Origin of the sequence: Cohnella caldifontis, assembly GCF_029360585.1 — a bacterium.
Classification (GTDB): domain Bacteria; phylum Bacillota; class Bacilli; order Paenibacillales; family Paenibacillaceae; genus Cohnella; species Cohnella caldifontis.
Genome location: NZ_JAQZSJ010000002.1, coordinates 416297 through 434880, shown reverse-complemented (window position 1 = coordinate 434880; position 18584 = coordinate 416297). Strand labels below are relative to the sequence as shown.

Annotated in this window: 10 protein-coding genes; 9 read left to right on the top strand and 1 reads right to left on the bottom strand. The window is 53.0% G+C overall.

From position 1 onward, the window contains the following. The first annotated feature begins 148 nt into the window (after positions 1-148). From PTZ19_RS04990 to PTZ19_RS04950, 9 genes are all read left to right on the top strand, one after another. Positions 149-1432: a DNA polymerase IV gene (locus PTZ19_RS04990; protein WP_276352714.1), complete on the top strand. Its 1284-nt coding sequence runs from the start codon at positions 149-151 to the stop codon at positions 1430-1432. Between the two features lie 127 nt (positions 1433-1559). Next, a complete protein-coding gene (locus tag PTZ19_RS04985) occupies positions 1560-1796 on the top strand; it encodes a ferredoxin (RefSeq protein ID WP_276352713.1) in 237 nt (78 codons plus the stop codon). Positions 1797-1978: 182 nt separating this feature from the next. Continuing rightward, on the top strand, positions 1979-3862 hold the full coding sequence (locus PTZ19_RS04980) for a CHASE2 domain-containing protein (protein ID WP_276352712.1): 1884 nt from the start codon (positions 1979-1981) through the stop codon (positions 3860-3862). A 7-nt stretch (positions 3863-3869) separates the two neighbouring features. After that, positions 3870-7451: an InlB B-repeat-containing protein gene (locus PTZ19_RS04975; RefSeq protein ID WP_276352710.1), complete on the top strand. Its 3582-nt coding sequence runs from the start codon at positions 3870-3872 to the stop codon at positions 7449-7451. 24 nt (positions 7452-7475) lie between these two features. Further along, a complete protein-coding gene (locus PTZ19_RS04970; protein ID WP_276352709.1) occupies positions 7476-9047 on the top strand; it encodes a stalk domain-containing protein in 1572 nt (523 codons plus the stop codon). A 174-nt stretch (positions 9048-9221) separates the two neighbouring features. Beyond that, positions 9222-12770 (top strand): FecR family protein, encoded by a 3549-nt coding sequence (locus tag PTZ19_RS04965; RefSeq protein ID WP_276352707.1) that lies wholly within the window; start codon positions 9222-9224, stop codon positions 12768-12770. Positions 12771-12882: 112 nt separating this feature from the next. Then, positions 12883-13902 (top strand): FecR family protein, encoded by a 1020-nt coding sequence (locus tag PTZ19_RS04960; protein WP_276352706.1) that lies wholly within the window; start codon positions 12883-12885, stop codon positions 13900-13902. Positions 13903-13906: 4 nt separating this feature from the next. Further along, entirely contained in the window at positions 13907-16702 is a 2796-nt protein-coding gene (locus PTZ19_RS04955; protein ID WP_276352705.1) for a cadherin-like beta sandwich domain-containing protein, read from the top strand. A 161-nt stretch (positions 16703-16863) separates the two neighbouring features. Beyond that, positions 16864-18372: a L,D-transpeptidase gene (locus PTZ19_RS04950; protein WP_276352703.1), complete on the top strand. Its 1509-nt coding sequence runs from the start codon at positions 16864-16866 to the stop codon at positions 18370-18372. Here the strand turns inward: PTZ19_RS04950 and PTZ19_RS04945 are convergent. Continuing rightward, complete coding sequence (locus tag PTZ19_RS04945) at positions 18369-18509, bottom strand: hypothetical protein (protein ID WP_276352702.1); 141 nt, start codon at positions 18507-18509, stop codon at positions 18369-18371. The genes PTZ19_RS04950 and PTZ19_RS04945 overlap by 4 nt on opposite strands. Positions 18510-18584 lie beyond the last annotated feature (75 nt).

The window sequence follows — 18584 nt, the reverse complement described above, 5'->3', positions numbered from 1 at the left end:
CTTCCCCCTTAGGACTTCAAGCAAGTGTATCCATTATAGCATGGTTTTCCCCAAATGTAGAAGGCGCCTTGGTGTTGCCGTTGCGTTGGGGAAGCTTTTATAATGGAAGGGACGAAGTCCGAATGCACGTTCGGGGGAGGGCGGCGCGATGACCGGGGATAAACGCAGGTATATCCTTCATATTGACATGAACGCGTTCTACTGTTCCGTGCACGCCGCCGAGCAGCCGGACATGTACAAGGGCAAACCGACGGGCGTGGCCGGCAGCGTGGAGCTTCGGAAAGGCATTCTCGTCACCAGCTCGTATGAGGCCCGCGCGCGGGGCGTCCGAACGGGCATGACCGTAAGGCAAGCGATGGCCTTGTGCCCGGATCTCATCCTGATCGCCCCCGACTTCGATTTGTACCGCAAATACAGCCGGGCTTTCATGCGGATCGCCGGCAACTATACGCCGATGCTTGAAGCCGTATCCATCGACGAATGTTATCTCGACGTGACGGGCAGCGGCCAATTCGGCACCCCGCTCGAGATCGCGGAGACGATACGCAGGCGGGTGCGGGAAGAATTGTCCCTCCCTTGTTCGATCGGGGTCGCCCCCAACAAATTACTGGCGAAAATGGCTTCGGACATGCGCAAGCCCGACGCGGTGACCGTCCTGCGTCGCAGGGACGTGCCTGCATTGCTATGGGGCAAGCCGTGTCAAACTTTATTCGGCATCGGTTCGAAAACGGCGGACAAACTAAAAAGGCTGAACATCCGAACGATCGGCGAGCTGGCCGCGGCGGACGAAGGCATGTTAACCGCCAAATTCGGCATATACGGGGCCTGGATGAAACGGGCGGCTCACGGAATCGACGATTCCCCGGTCCAGCCGCTGTCCGAAGCGGCCAAATCGATCGGGCATACGACCACGCTGCCCGCGGATCTGACGGAGCGGGAGCAGTACCGCCGGGTGCTGCTCAACTTGGCGGACCAGACCACAAGGCGGTTAAGGCGGCAAGGGCTGATGTGCTCCACCGTGCAAATCGCGATACGGGATCCCGCGATGCGGACGATCACCCGGGCGGCGGGGCTCACGGCACCGACCGACGCGGCCGACGCCGTATATAAGGAAGCGTGCCGGTTGATGGACCATCATTGGCGGGAAGGCGATCCCGTGCGCCTGCTTGGCATTACGCTTCAGGGGTTATCGCCGAAGAAGGAGACTGCCGTTCAACTGGACCTGTTTTCCTATGAAGAATCGCCCAGGCGGGAAAAACTCGTACAGACGATGGACCGGCTGCGGGACAAGTTCGGGGAGGCCGCCGTGCTCACCGCGGGCATGCTGAGCGACGATCCGTCCGCTCTCATCCGGAACAAGAAAATCCGGGGAACGTCGCTGGAAAAGGACTTTCTTCGGGGCGAGGATCCGGAAGCGGGCATGCCGGATTAAGAGCGGAAAACGATGGATATCATCTTCATTTTCGTTTGATATCGGGTAGGTTTTATATTATATTGGACTGTGGAAGGTTCAAGCATATTCCTTATCAGGCGGAAGCAGAAATCTAGGAGGGTACCCGATGGCAAAGTTTACTTGGGTAGATAAAGACACTTGCATCGCATGCGGAGCTTGCGGAGCTACGGCTCCTGACATTTATGATTACGATGACGAAGGCCTTGCCGAAGTGATTTACAACGGCGACGGCAACAAAGGCGTCACGGAGATACCGGAAGATTTGTACGACGATCTGCAAGACGCGTCGGACGGCTGCCCGACCGATTCGATCAAAGTCGCCGACTCTCCTTTCAACAAGTAATCCGAACAAAGCGAAAAAAGCCTCCAATATGAGCCCCGGCGCTCAATTTGGAGGCTTTTTTGTCATGTCCGTAATGACTGCCGTCATGTTTCGTCATTTTTTTCGCCATTCCCACCAATTTCGCGGGGTTTTCCGTTATAATCATTTTGGATTGGTATGTTTTACATAGGCGGGGATATCCATTGCGGGAAAAGATTAAGAGATTTGCCATCGTACTTAACGTTTTGGTACTCATTCTATGCGTCTCCATCTACTACCTGCACTTCCTGAGCCGGATCGATAACCTCCTGTTGGATTACAACATCAAACAAGCGGCGAAGCATCAGCCGGACGAACACATCATCGTCGTCGCGATCGACGACCAATCCCTGCAGGATCTGGGACGCTTCCCATGGGACCGCGCCGTATATCCTCAATTTCTCGACATGCTGAATCAGCCGGGCAACGAGCCGAAAGCGATCGCGTTCGACGTGCTTTTCAACGAAGAATCCGAACCGGAGAGCGACGCGGCGTTCGCGGAAGGGCTCGCCCAGTACGGCAATGTCATTCTTCCCGTGATCGGCAACACCGAAGGGGAAGTATTCCATACGATCCGGGTAAGTCCGGAGGAGTGGCCCACCGTCTACAATTGGGTCAAGCCGATTCCGTCAATCGCCGAGAACGTTCAGCTCGCCAACATTAACCGGGTCATCAGCAACGACGCGGTCATTCGGCAGACTTGGCTGAAACTGCAGACCCAAGACGGGGAGGTCATCCCTTCTCTGGCCTATAAAGCCGCCGAAATGTTCGGGGTCAATCTAAGCAAGTACGACAACCGCACCGATCCGAATACGGAGCCCGGCAAGCAATCGGGCAAAAACACGATCACGATCGATTACCAGAACGTGACCGAAGACTTCACGACCGTCGGATTCAGCCGGGTGCTGAACGGCGAGATCGATCCGAGCGTGTTCAAGGACGCGATCGTGCTGGTCGGCTTCACCGCCGTCGGCCTGTCCGACGATTCCGGTCAAGACAGCGGCTCCACGCCGATCGAGAAGAACATGAAACTGGTCTACGTTCACGCGAACATCGTCGACCAGCTGATCAAAGGCACGGTCGTGAACAGCGCGCCGCATTGGATGGAATGGTTGGCCGGCCTTCTCCTGTTCGGGCTGTTCATCCTCATTCCGTGGCGGATGAAAAACATTTACTCGATCCTGGTGTTCCTCGCGGTCATCGCCGGCGTCTTTTACGGACAGTATGCGCTCTATCAGCAATCCACCACGATCGTTCGCACGGCTGACGTCATTTTCGCCATGATCATGGCTTATCTCCTCAACGTATCGCTGAAATCCTACCTGGAAAGCTCGCAGAAAAATTTCGTCACCCGCCAGTTCGGCCGGTACATCTCCCCGGATCTCGTCAAGCAGATCGTGGCGCAGGACATCGACATCAAGCTGGGCGGGGATTCCAAGAACATCACGATTCTGTTCCTCGACATCCGCGGCTTCACCCCGCTGTCGGAGAAGCTCACGCCGCCCGAACTCGTCGATACGCTGAACACGATGTTCAACATGATCACCGAGACGACGCTCCGCAACCGCGGCACGATCGACAAATTCATCGGAGACGCGGCGATGATTCTGTTTGGCGCCCCGCTGGACGTCGAGAACCACACGGTCATGGCCGTCAAGACCGCCTACGAGATCCAGCAGCAGATGAAGCAGATCCGCGATCAGATTCTCGAGAAATACGGCGTGGAAGTCAACGTCGGCATCGGCATCCATACCGGCAACGTCGTCGTCGGCAACATCGGTTCCTACCTGCGGGTCGATTATACGGCGATCGGAGACAACGTCAACATCGCCGCGCGGATCGAATCCCAGACCAAGAAAGGCCAGATTCACGTTTCCGAGCACGTGTACGAGCTTGCCAAGGAGTATTTCTTGTTCGATGAAGGCGAAGACCGGATGTTCAAAGGGAAATCCCATCCGATCCGCGTCTACGAAGTGTTGGGCATGGGCGAAAAAGCTCCCGCGCTGCTGGAAGCCGCAGCCGCGAAGGAGCCGAATAGGGGAGAGTGACGTTAGGATGATCAAATCTGCGGTTTTGCGCTTCATGGTGTTTCTATTGGCCGCCACGCCGCTGCTCGGCGTATTCGCGGGGCAGGCGCACGCGGCGACGTCCCGCGTGGCCGTCATCAAATCTTTGACGGGTACGGTGCAGGTCAAGAAGGCGGGCGGTTCCAAGCAATTCCGCGCGTTCGCCAAGATGAGCCTGAACGAGGGCGACGTGCTGACGACGTCGGCGAACTCCGGCGCCGAGCTGCAGTTCGCCAACGGCACGTCCGAGGACGACCGGATGACCGTGTCGGCCAACACGACGCTGTCGTTCTCCAAGCTGTCGGACCGCAAAGGCACGCGCACGAAGGTCAGCATGTTCAACGGTACGGCGTGGGTTGACGTCAAGTCGATCTCCACGAAGAACGACGAATTTACGCTTGAGACGCCGACGGCGGTCATGGGCGTACGGGGTACGCATCTGTTGGCCAGCGTGGATCCTCGGTCATTAATCACGATGGTGACGGTTATGGCCGGGGTCGTACATACCGAGCCGACGGGGAAAGGCGAAGCGAAGGACGTCAAACCCGGGGACAACGCGCTCGTCACGAAAGACGAGAACGACAATGGCGAAGTGACGATCGCGACGGTGGACCTGGACTCCTTGATCGGACAGGCTGATCCCTCGATCATCCAAGCGATCATCCAATCGGCCGCGGAAATCGTCAAAGAAAACATGGACAAACGCGAAGAATATTTCGCCGGTTTAGATACCCTGGAGCTGGACGCGAAGAAATCGAACCTGGACAACCTGATCGGGGCCTTCGGCAAAAGCGCGGTCGAGAAAGGCAAGCTCAAGCAAGATCAACTGACTCAACTGATCAATAGGATCAATGAAGAGTTTGACATCGAAATCGAACTGGATAAGGCAAGGCTGTTTCTTACCGCTCAAGCGCAACTGGCGCAGGAAATGCTTAAGCAGAAGCAAGAAGAAGCCAGGAGGGCCGCGGAAGCGCGGATGAAGAAGGAAGAGGCGGAACGCAAGAAGAACGAGGAACTGAACAAGAAGCTGGAAGAGAAGAAAAAGCAGCAGGAAGAAGCCATTAAGAAGCAAGAGGAAGCGAAGAAGAAGAAAGCGCAGGAAGAGTACGAGAAACAGCTTTCGGAATTGGATAAAGAGCGGTTCAAGAAAGACCTGGAGCAACTGACGAAAGGCTCGAGCCCGAGTCCGAGCACGAATGCGGGTTCGGGGTCGGGGTCTAGCAGTGGCGGCAGTAGTCAGACGACAACGTACAAGGTTACGTATCACGCCAATGGTGGAACGGGACAAGTACCCGCGGTCAGCGTTTATGAACCCGGTACGTTGGTTCCAGTAGCAGACGGCCTATTAACAAGGTCAGGTTTCTTGTTCTCGGGATGGAATACGAAAGCGGACGGGTCGGGTACGCATTACAACAAGGGCGAGACATTTAGAATCGTGTCTGATGTGGATCTGTATGCATATTGGACTCCTGCTCAAGTTTATGAGAATCCGCTTCATTCGTTGGAAATCATCTATTACACTTCACCCCCTTATGCATCGGACCCGCCGAATGCTCAGCGTTTAGAAATACCGTTGGACTCGGATAGTTTCTCGACCGCACTGCCGTATATCGATTCGTTGTCATATTCCACAGAGAATAACCTGCGAGCCGTCGTACAGACGACAGTGCCTCATGCTGCCGTCAACGTAACATCCAACGGAATTCCGATCGTTGCTCCGATGATGTCGGATAGTGAGAGCACGCCGATAACATTCGAAATCCCTCTATACCGCAAGTCAAACGAAGTGGTGTTTGAGGTAACGCCACCGGACAGCACGTTGGCTCCACAGAAATTCAGTCTGAAGCTTACCCGTGAAGAGATGCCGCCAGGCTTAAATTGGACGGCAACCAACGGCGTCCAGTTCAACAGCGTCGATGGCAAGGTGCTCGCGGCCGAAGTGCCAAAAGGAACTTCGCCATTCACCTTCGATTTTTCGGTGAAATTCGGCGAAGGATTCAGCACGCCCTATGTGGCTACCTACGACTATGATGTAGAGATTTCCGATCCTGTCGTTACCGGGGATGTAGCGACTTATACGATCACGGTGCCAGCGAACGATTATTATCATTTCTTCATGTATTCTCATACTGCTGGCCCCACTTACGGGTATGATTTCATTGTGAACCGCGGGATGCCCGAACCGGAGTGGACCGCTATATCTTCGCCTTTGATCCTCCATACGGAAAACGGGTTGAATATTCCTGCAACTTGGAATGAAACGGGAAAAGTATTAGAGGCCGAAATTGGTGCCGATGAAAACATGCTCGTTTTGAATCCCGGATGGGAATGGGCAGACGATAACGACGTGATTAAGTCGGTTTTCGACGTAAATCATCGGTATGCGGAACAAGAACCGGATTGTAGATATGATTCGGAAGTCGAAGGGTTCTGCTTGTATTTGCAGCCGGGAGACAATCTCTTTGAGATTCACGTAACGGATCAGAGCGGTCTTTATTCCCATACGTATTTGCTCAACGTACACCAAGGGGATTTGCCGACCGGAGTCGTGTCATGGTCTGCACAGTATACGCCCGGTGAAGGTTCTCCTAAAGAAGTAGAATGGCAAAGTCTCGGTTCATCCGATTCGTTTGAAGAACCGGTTTACTTTATCTCGGTGCCCGAATCGGATGACGTAAAATTGTATGTGAACGTTGATGACCAAGTGATTCAAACGGCACGTCTATGGGAAGAGCCATACGGGGGATCCGAACCGCCGGACGAGATTCCCGATGATTCCGGCAGCTTCGTTTATCAATCGGGTTCTGACTTTTACCTGACTCAGCGTTATAACGAACTCGAATTGAAACTAACGGATACTGAGGGCAGCTATCATTATGCAATCCTATTCATCGTGGCCGAAGATCAGCCTTATCCTGAACTTAACGTGGAGTCGATTGAGGACGGCCATGGGAATATTCTGAATCCGATTTTTGGCGGGCCCATTAGCCGAGTGGTATATCCGGATGAACCCGTCGACTCCGTGATATTCTCGATTGACTCTTGGCAAGATGTGCAGGTGTTCAAAGGGACTAACGAATTATGGGAGTGCGACGGCGAATCTCTCACTTATTGCGTCAGCGGCATTTCCCCAGGAGAAACGTTGGATTTGACCATATGGGTAGACAATCCGTACCATCTGGGTGATCCTTATACGTTGACGATCTATAATCCGGCGTCTCCACCGACTCCACTACCCGTTTCGTTGAATCTTCAGAATATCGGCGTTAGTGTAACGGATAGTGTATATTCCTTGGAATATTCGGACTATCAAGTGACAGCCCAATTTAATGGGGTTTGGGACGAAACGAAAACGATCACGTTAAACCCGGAATTGCCTTCAGGATCAAGCGCAGATGCGAAAATTTTGGGGATTTACGACGATCACGGCGATAAAATTCTGAGAGACGGCACGGGTTACCACGTAGATCTATTGAATGATACGAGAAGGACGATCTATATCGTCATTCGAGACGGAATCTATGTCAGATCGGTCATGGTGTTTTTGGACTTAGTGTTCACTTCATCTTAACTTATCCATAAGGAGATAACCGAAATGAATAGAAAGACGAAAGTTTCCGCAAGCCTTCTGGGCTTAACACTAGCACTATCCGTCCCCCAACTTGCATTCGCTGCAGCAGACACGAGTTGGACGAGTACCCCCAAACTCTATGAAGTGCACACTTGGGCCGGACAAGCCGAGTGGGGTCACGCTGACGGGGCGGCGAACGTCGCGACGTTCTTCCATCCGCACTCCGTCGCGGCATTGCCGGATGGAAAACTGTTGGTGGCTGACAACGGCAACCATCTGCTGCGTGCTCTGACGGCTAGTCAGGTTTCGGTTTATTCCGGTCTGAACTTGGGAGAAGACGAAGCGGGACTGCCGAAAGGCGCCTACAACGACGACGTGCTTTCTCTTGCCGCTTTCGAACTCCCCGCCGGACTGGCGGTTGACGCGCAGGGCAATATCTATGTTGCCGATGCCGGGAACAATGCGGTTCGTAAGATCACGAAAGACGGCAAGGTCACCACCCTGGCTGGCAACGGGACGATCGGCTCCAGCGACGGAATCGGCTCCGAAGTCGCTTTCTACCATCCGTCAGATGTGGCCGTTGACGCTAAAGGGAATGTTTATGTCGCCGACACGCTCAACCATACGATCCGCAAAATCACGCCGAGCGGTGTCGTCTCGACGCTTAACGCCGCATCCACTCGCGTAGTGGAATACTTCCCGGGTGCCGTGGAAGATGCGGGAGACTATAAGGACGGACCGATCGCTTCGGCGAAGTTCAACGAACCGAGCGGGCTGGCAGTCGACGCGAAAGGAAATCTGTACGTCAGCGACCGCGGCAACCAGCGGATCCGCTATATCGATTTCACGACCGGTCAAGTCACCACGGTGGCGGGCGGAGGAACTTATGAGAAGCAAGCCTCGTACGTTGCCGGAGATTACGTAGACGGCGCAGCTTCCGCGTCCCGGTTTAACGCGCCGGAAGGTTTGGCCGTCACGCCGGATGGAACGTTGGTTGTGGCCGACAGCTTGAATCACGCGATCCGTCTGATCCGTAACGGACAAGTCTCTACGCTCACCGGCGTCGGTACGGAATACGGCCAGACGGACGGCGTGAGCGGCTCCGCCCAATTCAACCATCCGACGGACGTTGCGATCCTGTCTGACGGAAGGTTGGCTATCGCCGACGAATACGGAAACAAGGTTCGCGTTCTACAGAAGTACGCCAAGCCGGCCGATCTGCCTACCGGGGAGATATCGGTTCTCCTGAATGGCAAAAGGGTCGTTTCCGACGTTCAGGCTCAAAACAAGTCCAACTACGTGTTTCTCCCCGTGCGGGCCGTTTCGGAAGCCCTCCAATATGACGTGTCGAACGACGACAAGACAGGCGAAGCTTTCCTGAAGAAAGGCGATATTACCTACACGATCAAGAACGGCAGCAAGACCGTAACGAAAACGGAGAAAGGCGTATCCACCAAATTGGAAATGAACGCTGCGGCTTTCATCACGAAAGATCGCATGTTCCTGCCGACGAGATTTTTCGCGGAACAGAACGATTTGGATATCCAATGGGATAACGCGGCCAGAATCGTGGTCATCCGCAACAAAACATTCTGACTCGCTATGAGAATGGCGCCCTCTCATGGGCGCCTTTTTTTGCAAGAATTGTAACGCTGATTACAGAAATCTTGGGAAGTCCCCGATAAGATAAAATAAGGAAAACTATCGCTTTTTGACGAAAGTACTCGAACATTCCAACAATCGGCTTCAGGCTGAGAAGGAGAGTCGATCATGCGATTACGCAGGTCCCTCGTTCATTTTCTGGCATTTCTTCTATTCGCACTGCCTCTATTGGGGGCATTCGGCCATTCAGCATATGCGGCTTCTTCCCGTGTCGCTATTATCAAGAGTTTAACCGGAAACGTGCAAGTGAAGAAAGCGGGCGGTTCCAAACCGTTCAAAGCATTCGCCAAAATGAGCCTGAACGAAGGCGACGTTTTGACGACCTCGGCGAACAGCACCGCCGTGCTGCAGTTCTCCAACGGTACCTCGGAGGACGATAAACTCTCGGTTTCCGCGAACACGACGCTGACGTTTTCCAAGTTGTCCGATCGCGGCGGAACGCGAACGAAGGTCAGTATGTTTAACGGTTCGGCATGGGTAGACGTGAAATCGATCTCGACGAAAAATGACGAATTTACGCTCGAGACGCCAACGGCGATCATGGGCGTACGAGGTACGCATCTGTTGGTAAGCGTAGATCCTGACTCGGGCGTCACGAGAGTGACCGTCGCGGCTGGCGTGGTTCATACGGAGCCGACCGGGGAAGGCGAAGCCAAAGACGTGAAACCTGGGGACAATGCACTCGTTACGAAGAATGAATCGGATCAAGGCGAAGTGACGATTGCGCCAGCCGATCTGGATTTGTTGTTGCAGCATACGGATAAATCCATCGTGGAAGCGATCGTGGCAGCTGCCGGTGAAATCGTGAAGGAAAACCGTGCAAAGCTGGACCAATATTTCGAAGAGGCATCCGAAAACGCGAATGATCAGGCGCGTAAGAAGTCGAATGTCGAGAATCTGCTCGGCGCGATCGTCGATAGTGCCTTGAAGAGCGGGAAAATTTCTCAAGACCGCGTCAACCAGTTGGTCGCCGAAGCGCAGGCGCAAACCGGCGTGACCATTGACTTGAGCAAGAAATCGTTGACGCTTACAGATGAAGAGAAACAAAAGCAGCAAGAGCAGAAGAAGAAGGAAGAGGACGCCAGCAAAGCGGCCAAGGAGCAGAAGAAAAAAGAAGAGGAACAGCGAAATAAAGAGCTCCTGAAGAAGTTGGAGGATGAGAAGAAGAAGCGCGAGGAAGCCAACCAACAAACGGCGGATGCGAAGAAGAAAAAGGCTACGGACTCCTATAAAAACCAGCTTTCGGATGAAGAGAAAAAACGTTTCGAAAATGATCAGAAGCAAAATGAGCAAACGAATAGCCCATCTCCCGTTGGATCAAGCGGCGGATCGGGAGGCACTGGAGATTCGGAAGACCCGGGAGATCCGGGAGATCCGGGAAATCCGCCGCCAGCTAGCAGTGTCAAGCCGTCCTTTTTGAGCGATTGGAGCACCGTTAGTAACGGCAAAGCAATTTCTTGGTCCCAGATTCCTCTCTATGGAGAAGAAACGGACGCTTTATTACCCACATTTGAGTTTTATAAAGCGGACATTGACGAAAGCGTTCAAGATATCGAGATGACACTTAATTTTTCTGCTGACTCTAAGGTCTATCTCATTTCCCCGTTATCGTTTTTACCGTACAGGCAGAGCGAGCCGTCCTTGTTAAGCACGGAAATCGCATCCGAATCATCCGATCCGGCTAAGGAATTACCTGGCTTGACGGTAAGCGATCTTAAAAACGCGGCGCGTCAAATGATGATGCAATTCCGTGCCCAAAATGAAAAGCAACGGATAAACGTTAACTCGTTGAGCAGTGAAACGTCGTTGACTCTTCCCCCTCTCTTTGGGCCCCCTGTTGCCTATTGGAAAGCGAGCGGGTTGAAGGACACGCTGCCGGTGACGTTCAATGGTTCGAATTATTACTACATGTTTAAGATTCCGAACGGTTCGTATGATTTCGAAGATATGGGTGTAGCATTACTGTGGGTGCAAAAAGCAAGTTTGCCATTCCAATTGAAACTGAATGATCTGGATCAGGGTTATTATAACGTTGCACAGACCGGCTCCCATTCGTTTATTGCCGGTATCGGCAATACTGCTTCCGGCGAACTTTACCTCCATGGATATAGGAACGACGACTATGATATTTATAACGACGTATTCGATTGGTCGGTAGCCGCCGATAACAAGGTATCAGTAAATCCTGACGGTGAGTACGAGAAAGGGTATCTGTTGAGTTGGGATCCCTTATCGGATCACGACCCGGCGACTCATGTCCAGATCCAAACGACGGTAAAGGGAAATCCGGATAAGATATTCGACAAGTACACGTTCACGATCGTAAAAGGGGATACTAGCGCACTTCGTCTGTCGAATATCGAGATCAAAAATGGAACAAGGTTGCTTGAGGAGTTTAATACGTCGGAAAGTGACTATGGATATCTCTATCTTGAGGACCCTAATATAAACTCAATCTCCTTATTCCCCGAAGCATCCAGTGGACACAATCTTAGTGATTTGAATTTTTCGGTCTATCGAAACGGAAGTTCCGTAAGCCCGGACAACGTTCCTGTCGGTTATGATGAGAATGTATATGACATCGTAATCCGTCCGAAAAATGGGGATCCGTCTTCTCCAGTTGTCGTATACAAACTCAATGTTTTTAAAGATTATCCGACTCCGGCACTAACCAGTTTGAAAGTAAACGGAGGGAATTCTTCGATTCTCGAAGAAGGCCAATACCATTACGAATTGGAAGACACATCATCCTCAACCGTAACCCTGAGTTTGACTGGAAATAACGCTCCGGGAAAATGGATGGTAGTTGACGAAGAAGATTCCATCTTCAATGTGGCCGAAAGAACGAGTGCAAACGACTTCAAGCTGAATTTGAAACAGGGACATAACGCCTTTTTGATTTACAACACGATTACCGATTTATTCTCGGAGTCTTCATACGATCAAGTGTATAGTATTTCTGTTTACCGAGAGCCAGATCCTGCAAGTCTCGACAACGTTACGTTGAATTTCAACTCTCCTGACGATTACTACCCAAGCTCCTACGATTTCGATCCGGATCAGGCAACATACGAGATCCAAATCAAGGGGACGGATGGCGAACCTCTGCCAGTTAGCGTCAGCTTGAATTACAGACTGTTCAGCGTAAACGGTTATACGAGGACCGTATCGGTATCCGGAAGTTCGGTATCGGAAGATATCCCTAATTATCATGGTTACAGTTCTCCGATTTCCCTCCCGGAGGGAACGACTACCGTGAAAGTAAAGGTAACCGCAACCAAGGATGGGGACGGGACGGTAACAAGCAAAACATATACCTTTAACTTTACCCGGGAGAAATCCCAAAATGTCGACTTGTCGTTCTTGCGTTACCAGACGGTTACCGACATTGTATATGGTGACTCTCATGACCTGCCAATCGACGGTACTCTGATGTTAAATGCACACGAAGATTCACTATTGGTGACATCGGAGGCATTGGATCTCCATTCCAAGGTTGCCTTTAATGAGGAAACACCGTTGAACCCAAACGTAAGTCAATCGATTCCCTTAACCACGGGCACAAATACTTTGAATGTAACCGTAGTGTCAGAGAGCGGAAGAAAACAAACCTACAAAATTACGATCGTGAATCCGGATCTTCCGCAGATCGACTAGCAAGATTAATGAAGAGTGCAAGGCTCCCAGGAAAATCCCGGGAGCTCTTGTATTACTCTGGTTTGAATATACAAAGAGTCTTGCGACTCTTTCATTAAGAGAGGTAGAATCCATGAAATTATCTCGTATTCCGATTCTTGGAATCGCGTTATTACTGCTATTACTGCCCGTCATGACCCTATTTGCGGAGCACGCTGACGCCGCCACATCCCGCGTGGCCGTTATCAAGTCTTTGTCGGGAACCGTGCAGGTGAAGAAAGCCGGCGGCTCCAAGCTCTTTAAGGCATTCGCGAAAATGAGCCTGAACGAGGGGGACGTCCTCTCGACTTCGGCAAATGGATCAGCGACGCTGCAATTCGCGAACGGAACGTCCGAAGACGATAAAATGTCGGTATCTTCCAACACGACGCTGACATTCTCCAAACTCTCCGACCGCAACGGCACGCGGACGAAAGTCAGCATGTTTAACGGGTCAGCGTGGGTGGACGTGAAATCGATTGCCACGAAAAACGACGAATTCACGCTGGAAACGCCGACGGCGGTCATGGGCGTGCGCGGCACGCACTTGCTCGTCAGCGTGGATCCCTATACCGGGAATACGAGGCTAACGGTAGCCGCAGGCGTGGTTCATACGGAGCCGACCGGGGAAGGCGACGCGAAAGACGTAAAGCCGGGCGATCACGCGATCGTGACGAAGAATGAAGCCGATCAGGGCGAAGTAACGATCGCCCCGGCGGATTTGGATTTGCTTATGAAGCAGAGCGACAAGTCGATTGTCGAGGCAATCGTGGCGGCATCCGGCGACATTGTGAAGGAAAACAACCAGAAGCTCGATCAATATTTCGATGGGGCCACCGACGAGGACCGCTTGAAGTCGAACGTTGAAAATCTGCTCGGCGCGATCGTAGACAGCGCGGTGAGAAGCGGCGTCATCACGCAGGAGCGTGTGAATCAACTCATCGCCGAAGCCCAGAACCAGACAGGCACTACGATCGACTTGAGCAAGAAGACGCTGACACTCTCGCCCGAGGAGAAGCAACTGCAGGAAGCTCAGCGCAAGAAAGACGCAGATGCGAGGAAGACCGCCGATACGCAGCGGAAGAAGGAAGAAGGAAGAAGAGAAGCGGAATAAAGAGTTGCAGAAGAAGCTGGAGGACGAGCGCAAGCTCAAGGAAGAAGCCAACCGCAAAGCAGAAGAGGAAAAGAACATAAAAGCGCGTGAGGAGTACGAGAAGGGGCTTTCCGACGCGGAGAAGGAACGTTTTCGATCCGATGTCGCCAAGAACGCTGGCGAGATTCTTTCTCCCAGTCCATCGACATCGAATTCGGGCTCGGACTCCAGCTCGGGCTCGGAATCGTCGTCGAACTCTTCACTGGCATCGTTGATTGTGACCCGAATCGTTTCCGGAGTGGAAACGACTGTACCGTTGTCACCGGCTTTTAGCTCGAAGACTTTTTCTTACCATGTAACGGTCCCTTACGACACGGCAGAAGTCCAGATTCGGCCAACCGTCGCGGATACTGGCAAAGCTACTTTGACCGTTGACGGGGAAACAGCTTCCAGCGGTTCGGCTAAAACAGTCGTGTTAGGCGCGATCGGCACGACGAAGACCCTTCCGATCGTGGTCACCGCACAGAACGGTATCGCGAAGACGACATATACGGTTGCGATTTACCGTCAGACGGATTCGAATCGTGACGAACTGAACTCGATCGGCGTTTCGAGCGGCAACCATTCTTATCCGGTTTTTTCTCCTCATGAGGGACAACCCAATTGGACGGCTTACCTGCCTGAAGCAATAACAGAAGCCTATTTTACGGTTTTTACGAAAAATGCTTCAACGAAATTGATCTATAACGGAACGGAGTATCCGGCGAATGTCCCGTTTTTGTTGACGAGTCTGCCGGTTGATAATGGCAACTTTGACTTTGGCCTGAAAAAGCCGGATGGTTCGGTATCAATGTACACCTTGGCGTTGATGCGTATTCCCGCGGGCCATGGCGTCACAGCCGCTCTGAAGAACATTTGGGTAGAGGACATCGGCGCAAATGCGGATTATGAAGCGACGACACTGACCTATTCCGCAGCGATCCCGGGGTCGGCGACGGAAGTGCGGATTAAACCGGATCCCGATGGGGATTGGAACATTTCAGCATCCTATTCTGTGTATGACCAGAACGGAGTGAATGTATCTCCGCATGCGGACGGCTTCTTCCACATTCCCTTAAACGAGTCCGGCAATACGGTCATCCAAGTTCGGGTGACTTCCTTGGATCAGAGTAACGTGAAGACGTATTCCTTGATCCTGAACCGGGAGTCTCGGGAATCCATCTGGGGCAGTCTGTCGTCCGTTTCGATGGAATTGTTGAATCCATCCGACAGCGGAATGTTTCAGCCGATCGGTCCAGATCAACTTGCGTTTAATCCGGACGTGCTAGTTTACAGTCTCACGGTCCCAGCGAATGGAATCGCGTTGAAAATGAAACCGACACAAGCCGGCGATTCCGACATTCGCTCCGTTGCGGTGAATGGGTCGACGTCCAACCCGGATTCCGCAGGGAATTACATGTTGTCCCTATCCCCAGGCGACAACGACGTAACGATCGGCGTCCGTCTGGCCGGAGATACGTCCAACCGCAGTCTCGCCTTTTATACCTTTCAGGTTAACCGGAGTTTATTGCCTGCCGGGTTGACGGACTGGGATACGACCAACAATGCTGACGGATCTGAGGTCGAGTGGAAGCCTAGCGGTGTGAACACGTTTCAAGCCCACTTGGACAAAGCGACAGACAGCATCACGCTGTATTTAGTCGGGATCGCTTCCGCGGAGGCCAATTACGGGAACAGCACTGCGACTTCATCGCCTTCTCCGACGGCACAATATCCGGACCGCCAAAAGCTGGTCCTTGGAAATTTGCCTAGAGGGACCTTCAATATTTACTTGACATTGTATGACGCGGAGCATCATAAAATCGGGAATTCCCAATCACTGCTCCTAACCAATGTACGGAAGCCGAGCGGCATTTCGGATTGGAAGGTACGATTTAACGGAACGGATTACTCTTGGAGCAGTACGGTTGACGGAGATCGTTATTACGTTTCGATTCCGGAAAACGTGTCGAGCTTCGACTTCAAATTGTTCTTGGACGATGCTTCGGTCACGGCGAGCGTGTACGGAATTGACGAATCTTTCGATTTCAGCGGAATCACCTGGTTGTCTCATTCGCTATCTTTAGACGAAGACGTGAACTATTTCAAGTTGAAAACCGTCAAAGGAAACGCGGAGACTTGGACGGATCTTGTCGTCGTTAGAGACGATACGTCTCCCGTGACTTACGACGACAATGAATTAATTGAACTGAGAGATATGACAGCCGCCGCCGAAGTCTCCGTAAATCATACGGGTGCGTTATTCTCTGCCGCGGTAAATTCAGGTGATCTTGAGCTTGCCTTACACGGATATCCTTCTGAGGATATCGTCGTAACGATGAGCGGAGTGAGACTGCAACCTAATGGAATTAGGTATGACTTATCGGATCGCTTACAACCGGGCGTTAACGAGTTGAAGATTACCTTGTACTCGAATTTTTCAACCATTGTAACGGCATATACCTATAGCCTTTATATCTATGTCATCCCGGACTCGCTGAAACTGACCGACATCCCAGGGGCACACGTTACGTCGGATCCGACGCATTACCAAGCTTCGCTGAACTTCGGCCAGCAGGCATTCCATTTCAAGCCGAACCTTGGCTTCGCAGGAGCGACCGTATCGGTGGAAGCTTTTGGGGAGCCGGTTGCCGAGAATGCGGACGGATCGTACGATGTCTATTTCCCTTCAGGGCTTTCCCAAATGGGCATTCTCTTGAGGGTTCAATCCGGGGGACAAACGATTCTCTATACGCTGACGGTATCCCCTTCCGGATTGTAACAAATGCGTGAGTGCTTTGGAGAAAAGCGCATTGCGAATTCGCGATGGGCTTTTCTCCCTATTTTGCATGGAATAAAAAGTTACGGAATGTTCGATCATTGACGATATAGATAGGAGAAAGTCTCTGTAATATCCATTGGTTGGGTAATTAACGAGAGGAGGTGTCCGAACTGAGCGGCGACGATCGTCTGGAGCAGAGGCTCAAAGATTTCTACGATCGCGTGCCTGACGTGGAGGACGCGCTTCCGTTCAAAGATTATTTGCTGAAGCACGAAGACAGCCGGATGGCGTGGTACTTGCTGGGCAAGCAATACGAATCGAAAGGCCAGGAAACCAAAGCGGCTTACTGCTTCAGCCAAGCAGGCGAAATCTACGAGGCGTTCGAGAACCAGCCGGCTCCGGCTCCGCCGGAACAGTACGCACTGCGCACGCCTCCTGCATCCAATTCGAAGAACAGAAACCGATGGCTGGCCGCGGCGGCCCTTCTCGTGCTGCTGGTTTCGGGTTACTTGATCTACGCCGGGTTGTCCGCCGCGCACGACCGGCAAACGAAGCAAGCCGCGGCAAGGACGGAAGTCGCGACTCCTCCAACAACCGAGCCTATTTCGGTCGATCCCAGCCTTCCGCTGCCGGATCCCTCATTTGCGGAAGCACCGGATGATCCGCCCTATCAAGTCATCGCCGGCGCGGCGGAACCGGACGCGGAAGGCAGCCGGCTGCTGGCCGGAATCGCCGCCCGGGCGGGCAGCCAGAGCGCACTCATGATCCGCACGCCTCAGCTGGGCGGCTGGTCGGATTGGGTCAAGAGCGGCAAACCGGTCGTCAGCGCGAGCCCCGGTTCGGCAGCGGGAGGCGTCGCGCTCCAATGGCACGACGCCAAATGGTGCGGATGCACGGCGGACGACGGAACGAAAGCTCTCCGAACCGTGGAAGCGTGGAAGCCGGCGCAGGAGACGAAGCTCCTGCTCCGCTCCGCCATGCTGCAATACCGGAAGCGGACGGGCGCTTGGCCGGCTGATCCGGAATCGCTCGCGGGGGCTTATCCGAATAACGCGGTAGCCGGATGGACCGAGGATTTGACGGAGTGGTTCGAAGAAAGCAAAGCATTGCTGGTAAACAAAAAGGACGGGAAAATCCCGCAAACGGTCGGATGGCCGATCGAGCCGAGTCCCCAAGCGGGGATCGTCTCTACCGCCGTACCTTCCGGACGGTTGTCGGATCTGACCGAGTTGCCGCTCGAAATCATAGTGGACAAAACCCAGCATCGGCTGGCGGTCGTCAGCGGAAACGTGCTGCTGAGGAATTACGCGGTAGGATTGGGAGGAACCCGCACGCCGGAAGGCTCATTCTACATTTCGGAGAAGGTGCGCGATCCGAAGGGGAAATCGCCTGGCGTGTTCGGCACCCGGGGGATGACGCTGTCGGACACCCGATACGGCATCCACGGCACGAACGAGCCGGACAGCATCGGCAAAGACGAATCGCTTGGCTGTGTCCGGATGGCGCAAGAGGATCTCGAGGAGCTGTACGATCTCGTGCCGCTCGGCACGCCCGTGACGATAACCAAAGGGGGTTTGCCGTCCGAGATCCGCGTGCCCCCGGAACGATTCCGGCTTCCTTCGGTTCAAGACGAGACAAACCCCCGCAAAGTATATGATTGGTTAGGTTAGACGTTCAGCGCGAGCATCACGGCGACGGCCGCGACGATGACGACGAATGCCGCCCCGATCCAGATCAACGCCTTCCGATTGACTTGCTGTTGCTGCTTCTGGTGCGAGATCGGCGGCTTCTTCTTCGTAGTGCTCATCTACATCAACCTTTCCTTTAATGAATGAAACGGAATGATGTCCTTATTGTAATCGTTTTCCGGTCAAAACGCCAT

Coding starts and splice junctions, on each gene's coding strand:
- PTZ19_RS04990 (WP_276352714.1), top strand. CDS start 149: ATGACCGGGGATAAACGCAGGTATATCCTTCATATTGACATGAACGCG.
- PTZ19_RS04985 (WP_276352713.1), top strand. CDS start 1,560: ATGGCAAAGTTTACTTGGGTAGATAAAGACACTTGCATCGCATGCGGA.
- PTZ19_RS04975 (WP_276352710.1), top strand. CDS start 3,870: ATGATCAAATCTGCGGTTTTGCGCTTCATGGTGTTTCTATTGGCCGCC.
- PTZ19_RS04970 (WP_276352709.1), top strand. CDS start 7,476: ATGAATAGAAAGACGAAAGTTTCCGCAAGCCTTCTGGGCTTAACACTA.
- PTZ19_RS04965 (WP_276352707.1), top strand. CDS start 9,222: ATGCGATTACGCAGGTCCCTCGTTCATTTTCTGGCATTTCTTCTATTC.
- PTZ19_RS04960 (WP_276352706.1), top strand. CDS start 12,883: ATGAAATTATCTCGTATTCCGATTCTTGGAATCGCGTTATTACTGCTA.
- PTZ19_RS04945 (WP_276352702.1), bottom strand. CDS start 18,509: ATGAGCACTACGAAGAAGAAGCCGCCGATCTCGCACCAGAAGCAGCAA.